Annotated in this window: 13 protein-coding genes; 8 read left to right on the top strand and 5 right to left on the bottom strand. The window is 40.0% G+C overall.

The features are described 5' to 3' along the window. Positions 1–90 precede the first annotated feature (90 nt). Both GSQ84_RS21965 and GSQ84_RS21960 read left to right on the top strand, forming a co-directional pair. Positions 91–429, top strand: coding sequence for a hypothetical protein (locus tag GSQ84_RS21965; RefSeq protein ID WP_158799520.1), 339 nt, complete (start codon positions 91–93; stop codon positions 427–429). A gap of 145 nt (positions 430–574) precedes the next feature. Beyond that, a complete protein-coding gene (locus GSQ84_RS21960; protein ID WP_158799519.1) occupies positions 575–2974 on the top strand; it encodes an ABC transporter permease in 2400 nt (799 codons plus the stop codon). Between the two features lie 74 nt (positions 2975–3048). On the opposite strand, the gene GSQ84_RS21955 is transcribed toward GSQ84_RS21960, so the two are convergent. The 5 genes from GSQ84_RS21955 to GSQ84_RS21935 all read right to left on the bottom strand — a co-directional run bounded on the left by GSQ84_RS21955 (position 3049) and on the right by GSQ84_RS21935 (position 7270). Then, on the bottom strand, positions 3049–4377 hold the full coding sequence (locus tag GSQ84_RS21955) for an FKBP-type peptidyl-prolyl cis-trans isomerase (RefSeq protein ID WP_158799518.1): 1329 nt from the start codon (positions 4375–4377) through the stop codon (positions 3049–3051). Between the two features lie 333 nt (positions 4378–4710). Further along, positions 4711–5559 carry an alpha/beta fold hydrolase gene (locus tag GSQ84_RS21950; protein WP_158799517.1) on the bottom strand — a complete coding sequence of 283 codons (849 nt, stop codon included), beginning with the start codon at positions 5557–5559 and terminating at the stop codon, positions 4711–4713. A 39-nt stretch (positions 5560–5598) separates the two neighbouring features. Further along, a complete protein-coding gene (locus tag GSQ84_RS21945) occupies positions 5599–6513 on the bottom strand; it encodes a cation diffusion facilitator family transporter (protein ID WP_158799516.1) in 915 nt (304 codons plus the stop codon). 75 nt (positions 6514–6588) lie between these two features. Continuing rightward, positions 6589–6753 carry a cupin domain-containing protein gene (locus GSQ84_RS21940; protein ID WP_254070951.1) on the bottom strand — a complete coding sequence of 55 codons (165 nt, stop codon included), beginning with the start codon at positions 6751–6753 and terminating at the stop codon, positions 6589–6591. A 64-nt stretch (positions 6754–6817) separates the two neighbouring features. After that, complete coding sequence (locus GSQ84_RS21935) at positions 6818–7270, bottom strand: GNAT family N-acetyltransferase (protein ID WP_158799515.1); 453 nt, start codon at positions 7268–7270, stop codon at positions 6818–6820. 342 nt (positions 7271–7612) lie between these two features. Between GSQ84_RS21935 and GSQ84_RS21930 the strand changes: the two genes are divergently transcribed. The 6 genes from GSQ84_RS21930 (at position 7613) to GSQ84_RS21905 (ending at position 12757) form a co-directional block, all read left to right on the top strand. Next, on the top strand, positions 7613–8599 hold the full coding sequence (locus GSQ84_RS21930) for an aldo/keto reductase (RefSeq protein WP_158799514.1): 987 nt from the start codon (positions 7613–7615) through the stop codon (positions 8597–8599). Beyond that, positions 8599–9357 carry a molybdate ABC transporter substrate-binding protein gene (gene modA, locus GSQ84_RS21925; RefSeq protein WP_158799513.1) on the top strand — a complete coding sequence of 253 codons (759 nt, stop codon included), beginning with the start codon at positions 8599–8601 and terminating at the stop codon, positions 9355–9357. The genes GSQ84_RS21930 and modA overlap by 1 nt, the downstream gene beginning before the upstream one ends. Before the next feature lie 15 nt (positions 9358–9372). Then, positions 9373–10044, top strand: coding sequence for a molybdate ABC transporter permease subunit (gene modB / locus GSQ84_RS21920; RefSeq protein ID WP_174238684.1), 672 nt, complete (start codon positions 9373–9375; stop codon positions 10042–10044). Further along, the gene (locus GSQ84_RS21915; RefSeq protein ID WP_158799512.1) at positions 10041–10664 is read left to right on the top strand and encodes an ATP-binding cassette domain-containing protein; all 624 of its coding nucleotides are present in this window, start codon (positions 10041–10043) and stop codon (positions 10662–10664) included. Before modB ends, GSQ84_RS21915 begins: the two co-directional genes overlap by 4 nt. A 6-nt stretch (positions 10665–10670) precedes the next feature. After that, positions 10671–11474 (top strand): type I methionyl aminopeptidase, encoded by an 804-nt coding sequence (map, locus tag GSQ84_RS21910; RefSeq protein ID WP_158799511.1) that lies wholly within the window; start codon positions 10671–10673, stop codon positions 11472–11474. Positions 11475–11572: 98 nt separating this feature from the next. Further along, the gene (locus GSQ84_RS21905; protein WP_158799510.1) at positions 11573–12757 is read left to right on the top strand and encodes an MFS transporter; all 1185 of its coding nucleotides are present in this window, start codon (positions 11573–11575) and stop codon (positions 12755–12757) included. The last annotated feature ends 176 nt before the right edge of the window (positions 12758–12933 follow it).

Raw genomic sequence — 12933 nt, 5'->3', positions numbered from 1 at the left:
AGTTTATATTTAATGGTTTACGGTTTAAACGATTATAAAATGACGATTGAGTTAATTTTATAATTACTTTTAATCATCCGAATATATATAATGAAGAAACTCTTACCTCTATTATTACTTTGTTTTTTATTTAGTTCTTGTAAAAAAGTAGACGATGGTGTTCCTGATTCTGAATATCAGTTTCAGGTTACCTGCAGCAGCTGTACCATTGGTATCAAAGCAGGAAATGAAGTGCTGGCCTATAATGTACAGGGTTACCTTGCTATACCTTATAACAGTACTTTTCCAAAGATCACGGTATCTTTATACACCGATTACGATATCGATGCTACTACTGTTAAATTTGTAGGCAGCGGTTACAATACCATCCTGTTTGATGGGGATCTTTACTATGATGATCCTGCAACAATAATCGACCTTAATTTGTAAGTTACAGACCTGTACATTATCGTTCGCTTGCTGTTCATTTATGTACACTTACATGATATAATCTTTATAAAACAATGATTGCATGCTGATTTCTGCGTTTAGCATACTTGGCATACCATTCGCTATTTTGGTTTAAAAAGAATAGATGTTCAGGCTGAATCTTAAAATCGCATGGCGAAACCTCTGGAAAAATAAAGGATATACTCTAATCAATATACTTGGATTAGCTACTGGTATGGCCAGCTGCATGCTGATTTTTCTTTTTATCCACTATCAAATGAGTTTTGATGAAGGCTATAAAAATGAAAACAGGATATACCGTTTTGTAACCGACTGGAAATACCCCGGTTTGGAAGATCATACCGAAGGTGTACCCATACCTTTAGTAGCTGCAGCCAGGAACGATTTTCCCGGTTTGGAAAAAGTTGCAGCCATTCAGAGAAAATGGGAAATTATCCATATTAATGATGAAAATGGAAAGGAAAAGATAAAAACTGAAGAGACAGTATTTTATGCTGAACCTGATTTTTTTGATATTTTCAATCTGTCCTGGCTTTCTGGAAAAACACAGCAGACCTTGAATGAACCTAACACCGCCGTCCTGTCTGAAACTATGGCCAGGAAACTTTTCGGTACGATAGAAAATGCGGCAGGGAAAAGTCTTTTATGTGCTAATGGCAAAAATTTAAAGGTAACTGGTGTATTTAAAGACATGCCGGAGAACAGTAGTTTTCCGTTAAATATTGTGATCAGTTATCAAACGCTGAACAATAAAAAATTTACACACTGGGATTCTGTAAGTTCAGAAAACGAATGTTATGTATTAGCCAAACAAGGTGTAAGCCTGAACAACCTGCAAGCTTCCATGCTGCAGTTTAATAAAAAATATTACCAGCAAAAGAGTATTGCAGGTAATCAAAGCAATAGGCTGCAACCACTTCGGGATATCCATTACAATGGACATTATGGTAATTTTGCTGGTTTATCCATCGCAAAAAAAGAAATGTATGGCCTCACTATTATTGGGCTGTTTTTAATCTTAACTGCCTGTATAAATTTCATTAATCTGGCAACAGCACAGGCTGTTAACCGGTCTAAAGAAGTTGGAATAAGGAAGGTGATGGGCAGTCAGCGGAAACAGCTTGTGATCCAGTTTCTAATGGAAACTTTTGTGGTTTCCATTCTCGCATTATTAATCTCCTGTGTGCTAACAGAACTGGCCATTCCGGGAATGCAGCATCTTTTTAGCGGACATATTTCCTTTAACCTGTTTGGACAGCCCGTCATCTTTATATTTATGACTGCTCTGGTTATACTCGTTAGTTTTTTGGCAGGCTTTTATCCGGCAATGATCATATCAGGGTTTAGCCCTGTGTTGGCTATCAAAAATAAAGTTGCTGTCAATGCGGGCGGTCTAAACCTTCGGAAAGTGCTGGTGGTAGTACAATTTACTATTACCATTGTATTGATCATCTCCACACTGGTTATCGTCAAACAGATGCAATATGTGAATGAAAAGTCTTTGGGATTTAATGGCAACTCCGTAGCGATGGTCAGTATCCCAGGAGATAGCTTAAGCAAAAACAAATACAATACTTTTAAGGAAAGGGCCTTACAGATACCAGGAGTACAATTACTAAGTTTCTGTCAGAATGCCCCGCAATCGGAAAATATGAACACCACTAAATTCATATACAACGGACATAGAAACAACGACTTCGAAGTGAGGATCTCTAAAGAAGATGAGAACTATTTTAAGCTTTTCGATGTCAAACTGATTGCAGGTAAGGTTTTTATGAAAAGTGATACTGCCAGGGGATGTGTGGTCAATGAAACCTTTCTTAAAAAAATGAATATAGCTAACCCTGAAGAGGCGATAGGGAAAATGCTAAACCCGCTCACTGAAATCGGAAGGAATGTACAGATTGTAGGAGTGGTTAAAGATTTTAATGATCTGTCATTGAAGGACAATATTTCGCCTATGGGCATTTATGCTGAAAAAAGCTCTTACAACAACGTAGCTATCAGGATCGACGATAAAGAGCTGATTCCAGCCATGAAAAAAATAGAAGTTTTATGGAACAATACTTTTCCAGCTTATGTATATCATTTTAACTTTGTCAATGACCATACAAATAGTTTTTATGAAGGGGAGCGCATTACAGGTGTACTTTTCAGGGTGTTTGCCGGGGTAATTATTTTCATCTCTTTTACCGGTTTATTTGGCCTGATCTCATTTGTGGCTAACCAGCGCACCAGGGAAGTGGCCATCAGGAAAGTTTTGGGTGCATCTACACTGGAGCTTATCAAAATGCTGAACGGTTCTTTTTTACTGCTGGTTTTTCTGGCAAATTTAGTCGCCTGGCCTCTTGCTTATCTCTTTGTTTCCAAGTGGCTATCGGGCTTTGCCTATCGTATATCATTAAATGTATGGCCATTTGCACTTGCCTTTTTCATTTCTATGCTGCTTACCCTCATTACAGTCAGCATCAGATCTTACAAAGCGGCCCATGCCAATACAATTGACTCACTTAAATATGAGTAGCTTATTTTATGATATACATTGAAAATCCCTGCAATGATGAGTTACAGGGATTTTCTACTTAACAATGCTAAGAATTATTTTTCTGATTTAAGAACTTCAAGTTCATAGATCAACGCAGCACCGGCAGGAACTTCTTCATCACCGGCGTCACCAAAAGCAAGCGCAGACGGAATATAAACCATCCATTTAGAACCTGCAGGCATCATCAGTGCAGCCTCTTGTACGCCCGGCAGAGCTTTATCCAGACGGTGTTCCCATGGTTTCATGTTATCGTATGTACTCCATAACTTCTGCCCGCTTACCAAAGTAGCCGTGTAATGCAGGCTAACCCTTTCATTTATTGTTGGTATTGGTCCATTGCCCTTTTTTATGATTTTATACTGCAAACCAGAAGGGGTAACTACTATACCTGGTTTAGATTTGTTTTTCTCCAGAAAAGCTTTGCTTTCCTCGGCCCATTTTCCTTTTATACCGGCTACATTAAACGCATTGTGGTAGGAACGGTTGGGTTTCAGGTAGATCTTTTTGTTGGCATAATCCATGATCACATTAAAATGTTTGATTACTTCAATCCCTAATATCCCCAGATAACCATCACCTGGTTTTGCCTGAGGATTTACTGTCAACCTGATGGCCATTTGACCGAAATCAAAACCATCAAACGCCATTTTTTTAATCATTGCAATCTGATCGTTTGTTTCTGCATTCATTCCTCTTCCTTTAGTCACCAATACTTCCCCAAGTTTACTGTCAAAGTCGTGGTATTTATTGAAAGGAGTGCTCACAATCAAACTAAATGAGTTTCCCGTATCAAACATTACCTTTCCTGTGAAAGTTTCCCCATTGGCCAGCGTAATGGAAATAGGGAAGCGGGGGATCAGGATATTCTTACTGAACTCGAAAGGAATACCGGTATAACCTGTCGTATCAGCCTCTTTAATTTGGTTATAAAGTGATATTTTTTTATGATCAAAATCTATCTGTGTGACATAATGGTTTAGGATCTCATAACCCACAATACCGTCTATCTTTGAGCCTATGGCTGTAGAAAGCGAATTGAAATTCACCAGTGCAAAGTTCATGTCCTTGATTTCAGCTGCGCCTAGCTTTAGGTTTTGATGCAGGGCCATCGTGTAACTCTGAACACCGCCAGAGCCTGCTATAGTTGCGTTTTGCCTGTTTTCCCTGCTGATACCAATTTTTTCAGCCAATGCAGAATCTATAGATCCTCCGGTTGCACCGCTGTCAAAAATGAATCGCAACGAATCACTTTGTTTGGTTTGTACTTTTATATACAGGTGCTGTCCAAGAAATTCAAATGGAAATTGGGCAACCTGGGCTTTTAAGCCGCTTATACAATTAATCAGTAAAAAGGCAATGGGTAAACTTCGTTTAAATTTCATTATGGTTGTATTTAACCACAAAGATATTTTTGAGACTATAATAACTGTCCTCTACAGTCTTACCGGGGGCGTGCTTATTATCGGGAAATCACATAAAATAGGATTGCCCATATTCCCATAAAGATTAATCCTGTATAAAATTCCCAGAGATGCTTTTTTAAATCTTTTGTAATCAATAAACGGTACAGTATGTACACAAAATATACGAGTACGAGCCCAGGAATCATCAATATTTGCATTTGATAAAAATTTAGGTGAATAGAATCTGAATTAAAATTAATTATTTTCTAATGACCAAGAAATTATTTAAGCTGTTAAATGATATTTACAGAACTATTGAAACGTAGCTCCCCCTTCAATTTTCCTATACGGGGTTTTAAAGAAATCACTGATTAGCGGGTTAAACTGATCTTTCTTAAAAATAGGAGTAGAGTGGCCTGAGTTGGGAATGATCCACAAGTAAGAATTTGGTATAGCCTGGGCAATGGCCATGGTATGAGCCGGAAGGATCACGTCATGATCGCCACCAATTACCAAAACAGGACATTTGATGGAGTGTAATTGCTCCAGTTTAATATTGGGTTGAACACACATTAGATCAACCAGTTTTAACTGTGCTTTATTTTCCGGTGTTTTGGGTAACTTCCTTAAAGAATCAGCATCTTTAACCATCATTTTATAAACGAAAGGCGTTAATGCTGTACTATCCGGCCACAAGTTAGCACCGGTTACGGCCAGCTTTTTAACTTTATCAGGATGACGCATGGCCAATAATAAACCGTCTATTCCGCCGTCGCTCCAGCCAATCACATTCGCATCTTTCACATGAAGGTTATCCATCAATGCATTAAGGTCATCGGCCATCATTTCATAACTCAGGGAATCCTTTGTATCAATTGTTTTACCCTGTGCACGGCTATCAGCTATGATCACCTGATAGTTTTTTGAAAAATAGGGGATCTGGTTGGTAAAATTACTGATAGACCCTCCGTTACCGTGGATCAGCAGCAAGGGTTCACCATGGCCATACACTTCATAATACATTTTAATACCGCGAATAGTCATGTATTTTCCTGCCGCTTTGTTGTTGCCAAATGGAATGCTATCCTGATTGCTCTGAGCGGCAAGGTGGTCACAAAACCCTAAAATCAATAAAAATAAAAAGTTGATATATTTGATCATAACATCTGTATTAATTCGCTAAAGATAGCATTTCCGTCCTTAATCAGGTTCAACCAGGTTTCCCAAACAATCTTTCTGGTAACTTATATTTTCCAGTTCATGGATCAACTGAATGGTAGGATGGGTAATTTCAAACCGGTCATGTAATTGATCTTTAATTTCCTTTAATACTTTATCATCTCCTTTATTTTCAGGTAACAATAAATGTGCACTTAAAGCTGTTTGGGTAGTGCTCAATGCCCAGATATGAAGATCATAAACCGCCTCAACGCCTTTGATACTTAATAAATATTGTTTTACTTCGTCTATATTGATATTTTCCGGAACAGCATCTAACGCTAAGTTAACAGAATCCTTTAACAAATTCCAGGTACCCCACACCACCACAAGGATCACCACAAATGACATTACCGGATCAAGCCAGTTCCATCCGGTAAACTTGATGATCAGTCCCGCAATCACCACGGCCAGCGCTACTGCTGCATCGGCAGCCATATGGTAAAATGCACCTTTTACATTTAGGTCTTCCTTTTGACCCTTCATAAACAGGAAGGCGGTGAAGCCATTTACCAAAATGCCGATTCCGGCTACCCAAACCACAATGTTCTCATCTACATCCTGGAGGTGCTGTAACTTGTGAATCGCATCACCGGCAATAATCCCCATAGTTACCAATAGTATCAATGCATTTAAAATGGAAGCCAGAATACTCATTCTTTTTAAGCCATAAGTATAATTTGGGGACGGCTTTTTCAATGCAAAGGCAAGAGCACCCCAGGAGAACCCCAGACTAAGCACATCGCCAGCATTATGACCTGCATCAGCCAGTAAAGCAGAAGAATGTGCAATCAATCCATAAATTACCTCTATAACCACATAAGCGGTGTTGAGCAAAATACCTATTAAAAATGCTTTTCCATGATTGGAAGGGGAATGATCGTGCGAATGTGCCATAATAATAAGATACCAATATACTTTTATATTGTTTTAAATTATCTGAAATGTCGTTAAGATTTTTGTAACTACGGATCACAAAAAATCCTCTCTATGAGGACTAAAAACATCAATCAATACACCCGCTTTTTTGAAAACTACGCAATGTACCTCATTAGAAGGGATATAAAACCCGTCGCCCGGATTTAAAACCCGCTGCTGATCGCCTATAGTAGTTTCAAAGACCCCGCTGTATGCCACCGCCAAGATCCTGCCATTGGCTTTCGGCAGCGATCTGAAACAAATTACTTTGTACCATTTTAGCTTAATTAACCGGTCTGATCATATGAATGTGATCAATTCCATCTTCATCATACACTTCTCCAACACTGGTAAAGCCAAACGACCCATAAAAGGTTTTGAGATAAAGCTGGGCACCAATCTTAATTTGTTTCTTTCCATACAGACGTTCACAGTTTTCAATAGCCAGCTTTACAAGTTCCTTTCCAAATCCTTTCCCCCTGACAACACTGCTGGTAACAATTCTGCCTATAGAAGGTTGTTGATAGGATAAACCACTTGGAACAATCCTTGCATAGGCTATCAATTCCTTATTATGGTATAACATCAGGTGCTGACAGGATTGGTCTATATTGTCCATATCCAAGAAAACACATTTTTGTTCTACTACAAATATCTCACTACGCAGCCTTAGGATAGCATATAGCTCTTTTACGGTAAGGGAGTCGAAAGGCTTGCAGATCTCAGTAAATTCCATATTTTAGTTGATCGTTTTTATAAGCTGAAAAAAATACAAAATCGCTCTGTGACCTCGCATTCGCCGCAAGATATAAAATTCCTGAATGCCTGCGCATAGAACAATTCACAAATCAAAAATGTAAAAATTTAGTTGCGGTTTGCAGATAGATAACCTGATTCTCAATTATTGATTAGTTATTTGTTTAACTATGAGAATTAATTGTATAATCAACTAACAGCAAACATAGATTACATTAAAGTGTTTATTTAAAACATTCAACCTGCTAAATTTGGCAGAGTGGATGATCGGAGTCATCAATTGATCGTAAGCTCCTGATCATAAATTAAAAAAAGAAATAACATGAAGTACAGAAAATTAGGAAATACAACAGAAGAACTTTCGGCAATTGGATTAGGCTGCATGGGAATGAACCATGGTTATGGAAAACCTGATGATAAAGAATCCATTGCTACCTTAGAAAAAGCAATTGAATTAGGCGTTACTTTCTGGGATACTGCAGATGTATACGCAGCCGGTAAAAATGAAGAACTGGTAGCACAGGTTTTGAAAAACAACAGGGACAAAATATTCCTGGCCACAAAATTTGGGTTTCTCTCCAATCCCGGTGAAGGAAAACTGTCATTTGACGGATCGCCGGCTTATCTAAAAACGGCGGTGGAGAAAAGTCTGAAAAGACTAGGAACAGATGTAATTGACTTATACTACGCACACCGTGTTGATCCAAACGTACCTATTGAAGATACCGTGGGCGCTATGGCCGACCTGGTAAAGGAAGGTAAGGTGCGTTACCTTGGCCTGTCTGAAGCTTCTGCCAATAGTTTAAAGAAAGCACATGCAGTACATCCCATCAGTGCATTACAAAGTGAATACTCGCTGTTAACCAGAGGCGTAGAAGATGATGTTTTACCCTTGTGTAAAGAACTGGGAATTTCATTTGTTCCATTTAGTCCTTTAGCCCGGGGATTAATGACCAACACTCTAGACGTAAGTACACTGGCCGATGGAGATTTTAGAAAAGGATTACCAAGATATCAGGAAGAATACAAAAGCAACAATGAACAATTAGCACATGGTTTCGCTGCTATTGCCGCTGGAAAAAATAGTACTGCTGCGCAGCTGGCTTTGGCCTGGGTATTGGCACAAGGTGAACATATCATCCCTATCCCGGGAACGAAAAGAAGAAAATACCTGGAAGAAAATGCGGCTGCGGTAGACCTGGAGCTGAATGCTTCAGATCTGCAGGAAATAGAAGAATTGCTGGCAAAATATCCAAATACAGGCGCACGTTACAGTGAAACACAGAATCAACTCGTAGACCGTAGCTAATGCTCTTCTTAAAAAAAATAAGTTTATCAGTAATCATCCTCCTGACAGTGCTCTCCTCTATGGCGCAGCCTGTCAGGGTGGCTGTTGCCGCAAATGCGCAGTTTGTTTTGCAAAAACTGGCCTCAGATTTTAAAAAGAAAACCGGGATAACAGTTGAAGTAATCAGCGGGGCATCCGGTAAACTGGCCGCACAGATAAAACAAGGGGCGCCCTATGATATATTCTTGTCTGCTGATATGAACTTTGCACAAGATGTATTCAATGATGGACTGGCCCTTAACCAGCCTAAAGTCTACGCATTAGGTAGTCTGGTGGTTTGCTCTACTACCGGGGCCGATCTTAAAAACTGGAAGTCTTCTATTACCAACCATGTCCCTGGAAAAATAGCTATTGGCAATCCCGAGGTAGCTCCCTATGGAAAGGCAGCAAAAGAGGCATTAAACCATTATGGTTTGTATCAGGCCGCATCAGATAGGCTGGTATTTGCCGAAAGCATCAGTCAGGTAAATACATATGTGCTAAAGGGCGTCGTGAATATCGGTTTTACAACTGCATCGCTGGTATATGAGCTTAATCCAATCGGCAGTTTCAAATGGGAGAAAGTAGATCCCGCCGCTTATGCACCAATCGAACAGGGTGCTGTATTGTTGAAATACGCAAAAAACAAGAATTTTGTAAATAATAAGAAATTTTTTGATTATCTTTTCTCTACTGATGCAAAAGCTATTTTCAGGCAATTTGGCTACATCATAGTTTAAAAAGAAAAGATACCCATGGAATGGACACCCATTTGGCTAAGCCTTAAACTTGCCGCCATCACTACGTTGATCTTGCTCGTTATCGGTATTCCACTTGCTTACTGGCTTTCTAGGCGCAGCTCGTTGTTTAAAGTGGTGATAGAAGCGATTCTTACTATGCCTTTGGTATTGCCTCCATCCGTATTGGGTTTCTACTTACTACTTTGTTTTAGTCCCCATAGTATATTGGGTAGCTGGCTGTTGCAACACTTCAACCTCAGCCTGGTCTTTTCGTTTGAAGGACTCGTTGTTGCATCAGTAATCTATAGTCTGCCTTTCATGGTTAGCCCGGTTAAATCAGCACTTGCCCATTTATCCCCATCACTGGCCGAAGCTTCCTATACCATGGGTAAATCCAAATTAGAAACCTTTTACCGTGTTTTACTGCCCAATGTAAAAACTTCTTTGTGGACGGCCGCTGTACTTACCTTTGCCCATACCATGGGAGAATTTGGAGTAGTCCTGATGATCGGTGGAAAATTGGAGGGTGTGACCAAAGTTGCTTCTATAGCTATTTATGATGCTGTAGATAATAATCAATATGATAAGGCCAACCAATATGCTTTTGTACTGTTTGCGATCACTTTTGTGATTGTAGTCCTGGTCTTTATTTTTAACAGAAATGCATCACGGGGGCCATTGGAATGATAGAAATAGCAATCCGTAAAAAGATAAAAACTTATAAAGGAAATAGAGAACTGCAGGTGGATACGGTATTCCCCGATCAGTCGGTTACTAAAATATATGGCCCTTCAGGTGCCGGGAAAACCACTTTTTTAAAGATCCTTGCCGGTCTGGTGGTTCCCGAACAGGGATTCATTACAGCTGAGGGGGAGGTTTGGCTGGATACAGCAAATAAAATCAATAAGCCCCCGCAGCAGCGCAGAGTAGGTTTTGTATTTCAGGATTACGCCTTATTTCCAAACATGACGGTGACAGAACATCTTCAATTTGCGACAAAAGACCATCAGCTGATCAATAGGTTATTGTATATTGGAAGGATGGAAAATTTCAGCAGCCAAAGGCCGGCACATTTATCAGGCGGCCAGCAGCAGCGACTGGCAATTTTAAGGGCTTTAGCCTTAAAGCCATCTTTATTATTGCTGGATGAAGCTTTTTCTGCCCTGGATGATGAACTTCGGGAAAACCTGATTACAGATTTAAAAATCCTGTTAACAGAGTTTGAAACAACAACCCTCGTTGTAAGTCACCATGCCCAGGAGACAATTGGTTTTGCTGACCATAGTTTAAAAATTGATTTAGAATGAATACACATGATCATATTTAAGACTGAAGAAGAAATAGAACTGATGAAAGTCAGTGCTTTACTTGTTAGCTCCACTTTAACCGAAATCGCTAAAGTGCTTAAAGCAGGAATGACAACCATGCAGCTGGATAAGCTGGCCCATGAATTTATAAAAGACCATGGTGCAGTGCCATCGTTCTATCACTATAATGGATATCCTTTTCACATCTGTACCTCTGTTAATGAGGTAGTTGTACACGGCATGCCCAACCAGCGGCCACTATTGGAAGGAGATGTGATTACTGTAGATATAGGCGTGGTTAAAGATGGATATCATGGCGATCACGCTTATACTTTTATGTTGGGTGAAATGGCCCCTGAGACTATAAAGCTGGTAAAAATAACTAAAGAATCCCTGTTTATAGGCATTCAGGAAGCCATCGTAGGCAATCATATCGGCGATATTTCCAGTGCCATACAGCGTTATGCCGAGAAAGAAGGTTACGGTGTGGTCAGAGACTTAGTAGGGCATGGAATAGGACGCACCATGCATGAAGATCCCCAGGTGCCTAACTTTGGCAGAAGAGGTACCGGTATACAAATGCGCGAAAACCTGACCCTGGCCATCGAGCCGATGATCAACCTGGGCACTAAAGATCTGTATACTTCCAGAGATGGCTGGACGATCAAAACTGCCGATGGAAAACCTGCAGCGCATTTTGAGCACGACGTTTGTATCAAACCAGAAACCGCATTGATCTTATCAGACTTTTCACCCATCGAAGCAGCCGAAAAAGCCAATCAAAACCTAAACTCTTCTTATTACGAATAGTTTCTTTTGTCATTTGATTTTAATATGACCCGGAAAGCCGCAAAATAGCTTTTGATTCATAGCGGATAAATTACGTTAAGGCCTATTTTTGCAGTCGAATGAAATCCACTGACAAAAACCATCATGAGGAGGGTGCTGCCCTGAAGTCCGGTACAATTTTACTAATGGCTGTTGCCGCAGGGATCACTGTAGCAAATATCTACTATAACCAGCCTATTTTGAAAGAGATGGCTATTTCACTGCATGCCAGTGATGCTGAAATTGGCAGGGTATCTATGTTTTCACAAATCGGTTATGGACTGGGAATGTTCTTCCTGATCCCACTGGGGGATATGGTAAACCGCAAAAGGTTGATCCTGTTGCTGCTACTCAGTTTAATGACTTCATTAGTGCTGATGGTGATTTCAAAAGGTGTGATTTTAGTGTGGGTATTGAGCCTGCTGATCGGTATTTGTTCTGCACCTGCACAGATCATCCTGCCAATGGCAGCGAGCCTGGATAAGGTAAACAGAGGTAAAACTGTGGGTATTGTTTTCAGCGGCATCCTGGTAGGGATTTTAGGCTCCAGGGTAATCAGTGGTTTTATCACCGACCTACTGGGCTGGAGATACGTTTACGGCATTTCTGCCTTGATGGTATTGGTGATCACTGTCTTGTTAAAACTGTATCTTCCAAATGTAAAGCATAAATTTACAGGCACTTATGGAGCTTTACTTAAATCTACACTGAGTATGGTTAAAGAGCATGCGGTATTGAGACAGTCGGCATTACTGGGTGCATTTACCTTCGGTATTTTTTGTTCTTTCTGGACTACCGTTACATTTTACCTCAGCGGGCCTGCTTTTAACTTTCATGCCAATACCATCGGTTTATTTGGTATTGTAGCCATCGGCGGTGCATTGGTTGCCCCATATTTTGGTAAACTGGCAGATAAAGGAAACACCCGCAGGTCCTTACTAATGACAGTAGGCCTGATTATTTTTAGTTTGCTGCTCCTCAAATTCTTCCCATTATCTGTTCCGGTAATGATTGCCGCAATTTTTCTGCTGGATATTGGTGTACAGGCTACGCAGATCACCAATTTTGCCAGGATCTATGCCCTTGATGAAAATGCGCACAGCCGTTTAAATACCATTTATATGACCACCTACTTTATTGGAGGAGGAATAGGTACCTTTTTTGGCCTGTTGTGCTGGAAACATGGGGGATGGGAACTCTCTACCTGGCAAATGCTTACCTGGTCGCTCGTTGCCATTTGTATTGTTTTCTTTTCCAAAAAGTAAATCAATCACTGACACAGGGTTTTCGGGATTAATAACTGTACTTCAACAAATGTGGCCGGTGGTTAATATTCGTTTTACTATAAATGAGCTCTGGGTTTTACGAATCCAGCCGGCTTTAAATCATGAAGCCGCATTTTCAAAAAACCTTATAGCTTTTTCTAAAAAGGACGGGTTAA

This window comes from Pedobacter sp. L105 (assembly GCF_009765875.1).
Classification (GTDB): Bacteria; Bacteroidota; Bacteroidia; order Sphingobacteriales; family Sphingobacteriaceae; genus Pedobacter.
The sequence above is the reverse complement of the archived record's forward strand: the minus strand, read 5'-3'. Positions and strand labels throughout refer to the sequence as shown.

What these genes read in the sequence shown, in the direction of transcription:
- GSQ84_RS21965 (WP_158799520.1), top strand. Translation starts at nt 91, where the DNA reads ATGAAGAAACTCTTACCTCTATTATTACTTTGTTTTTTATTTAGTTCT.
- GSQ84_RS21960 (WP_158799519.1), top strand. Translation starts at nt 575, where the DNA reads ATGTTCAGGCTGAATCTTAAAATCGCATGGCGAAACCTCTGGAAAAAT.
- GSQ84_RS21955 (WP_158799518.1), bottom strand. Translation starts at nt 4,377, where the DNA reads ATGAAATTTAAACGAAGTTTACCCATTGCCTTTTTACTGATTAATTGT.
- GSQ84_RS21950 (WP_158799517.1), bottom strand. Translation starts at nt 5,559, where the DNA reads ATGATCAAATATATCAACTTTTTATTTTTATTGATTTTAGGGTTTTGT.
- GSQ84_RS21945 (WP_158799516.1), bottom strand. Translation starts at nt 6,513, where the DNA reads ATGGCACATTCGCACGATCATTCCCCTTCCAATCATGGAAAAGCATTT.
- GSQ84_RS21935 (WP_158799515.1), bottom strand. Translation starts at nt 7,270, where the DNA reads ATGGAATTTACTGAGATCTGCAAGCCTTTCGACTCCCTTACCGTAAAA.
- GSQ84_RS21930 (WP_158799514.1), top strand. Translation starts at nt 7,613, where the DNA reads ATGAAGTACAGAAAATTAGGAAATACAACAGAAGAACTTTCGGCAATT.
- modA (WP_158799513.1), top strand. Translation starts at nt 8,599, where the DNA reads ATGCTCTTCTTAAAAAAAATAAGTTTATCAGTAATCATCCTCCTGACA.
- modB (WP_174238684.1), top strand. Translation starts at nt 9,373, where the DNA reads ATGGAATGGACACCCATTTGGCTAAGCCTTAAACTTGCCGCCATCACT.
- GSQ84_RS21915 (WP_158799512.1), top strand. Translation starts at nt 10,041, where the DNA reads ATGATAGAAATAGCAATCCGTAAAAAGATAAAAACTTATAAAGGAAAT.
- map (WP_158799511.1), top strand. Translation starts at nt 10,671, where the DNA reads ATGATCATATTTAAGACTGAAGAAGAAATAGAACTGATGAAAGTCAGT.
- GSQ84_RS21905 (WP_158799510.1), top strand. Translation starts at nt 11,573, where the DNA reads ATGAAATCCACTGACAAAAACCATCATGAGGAGGGTGCTGCCCTGAAG.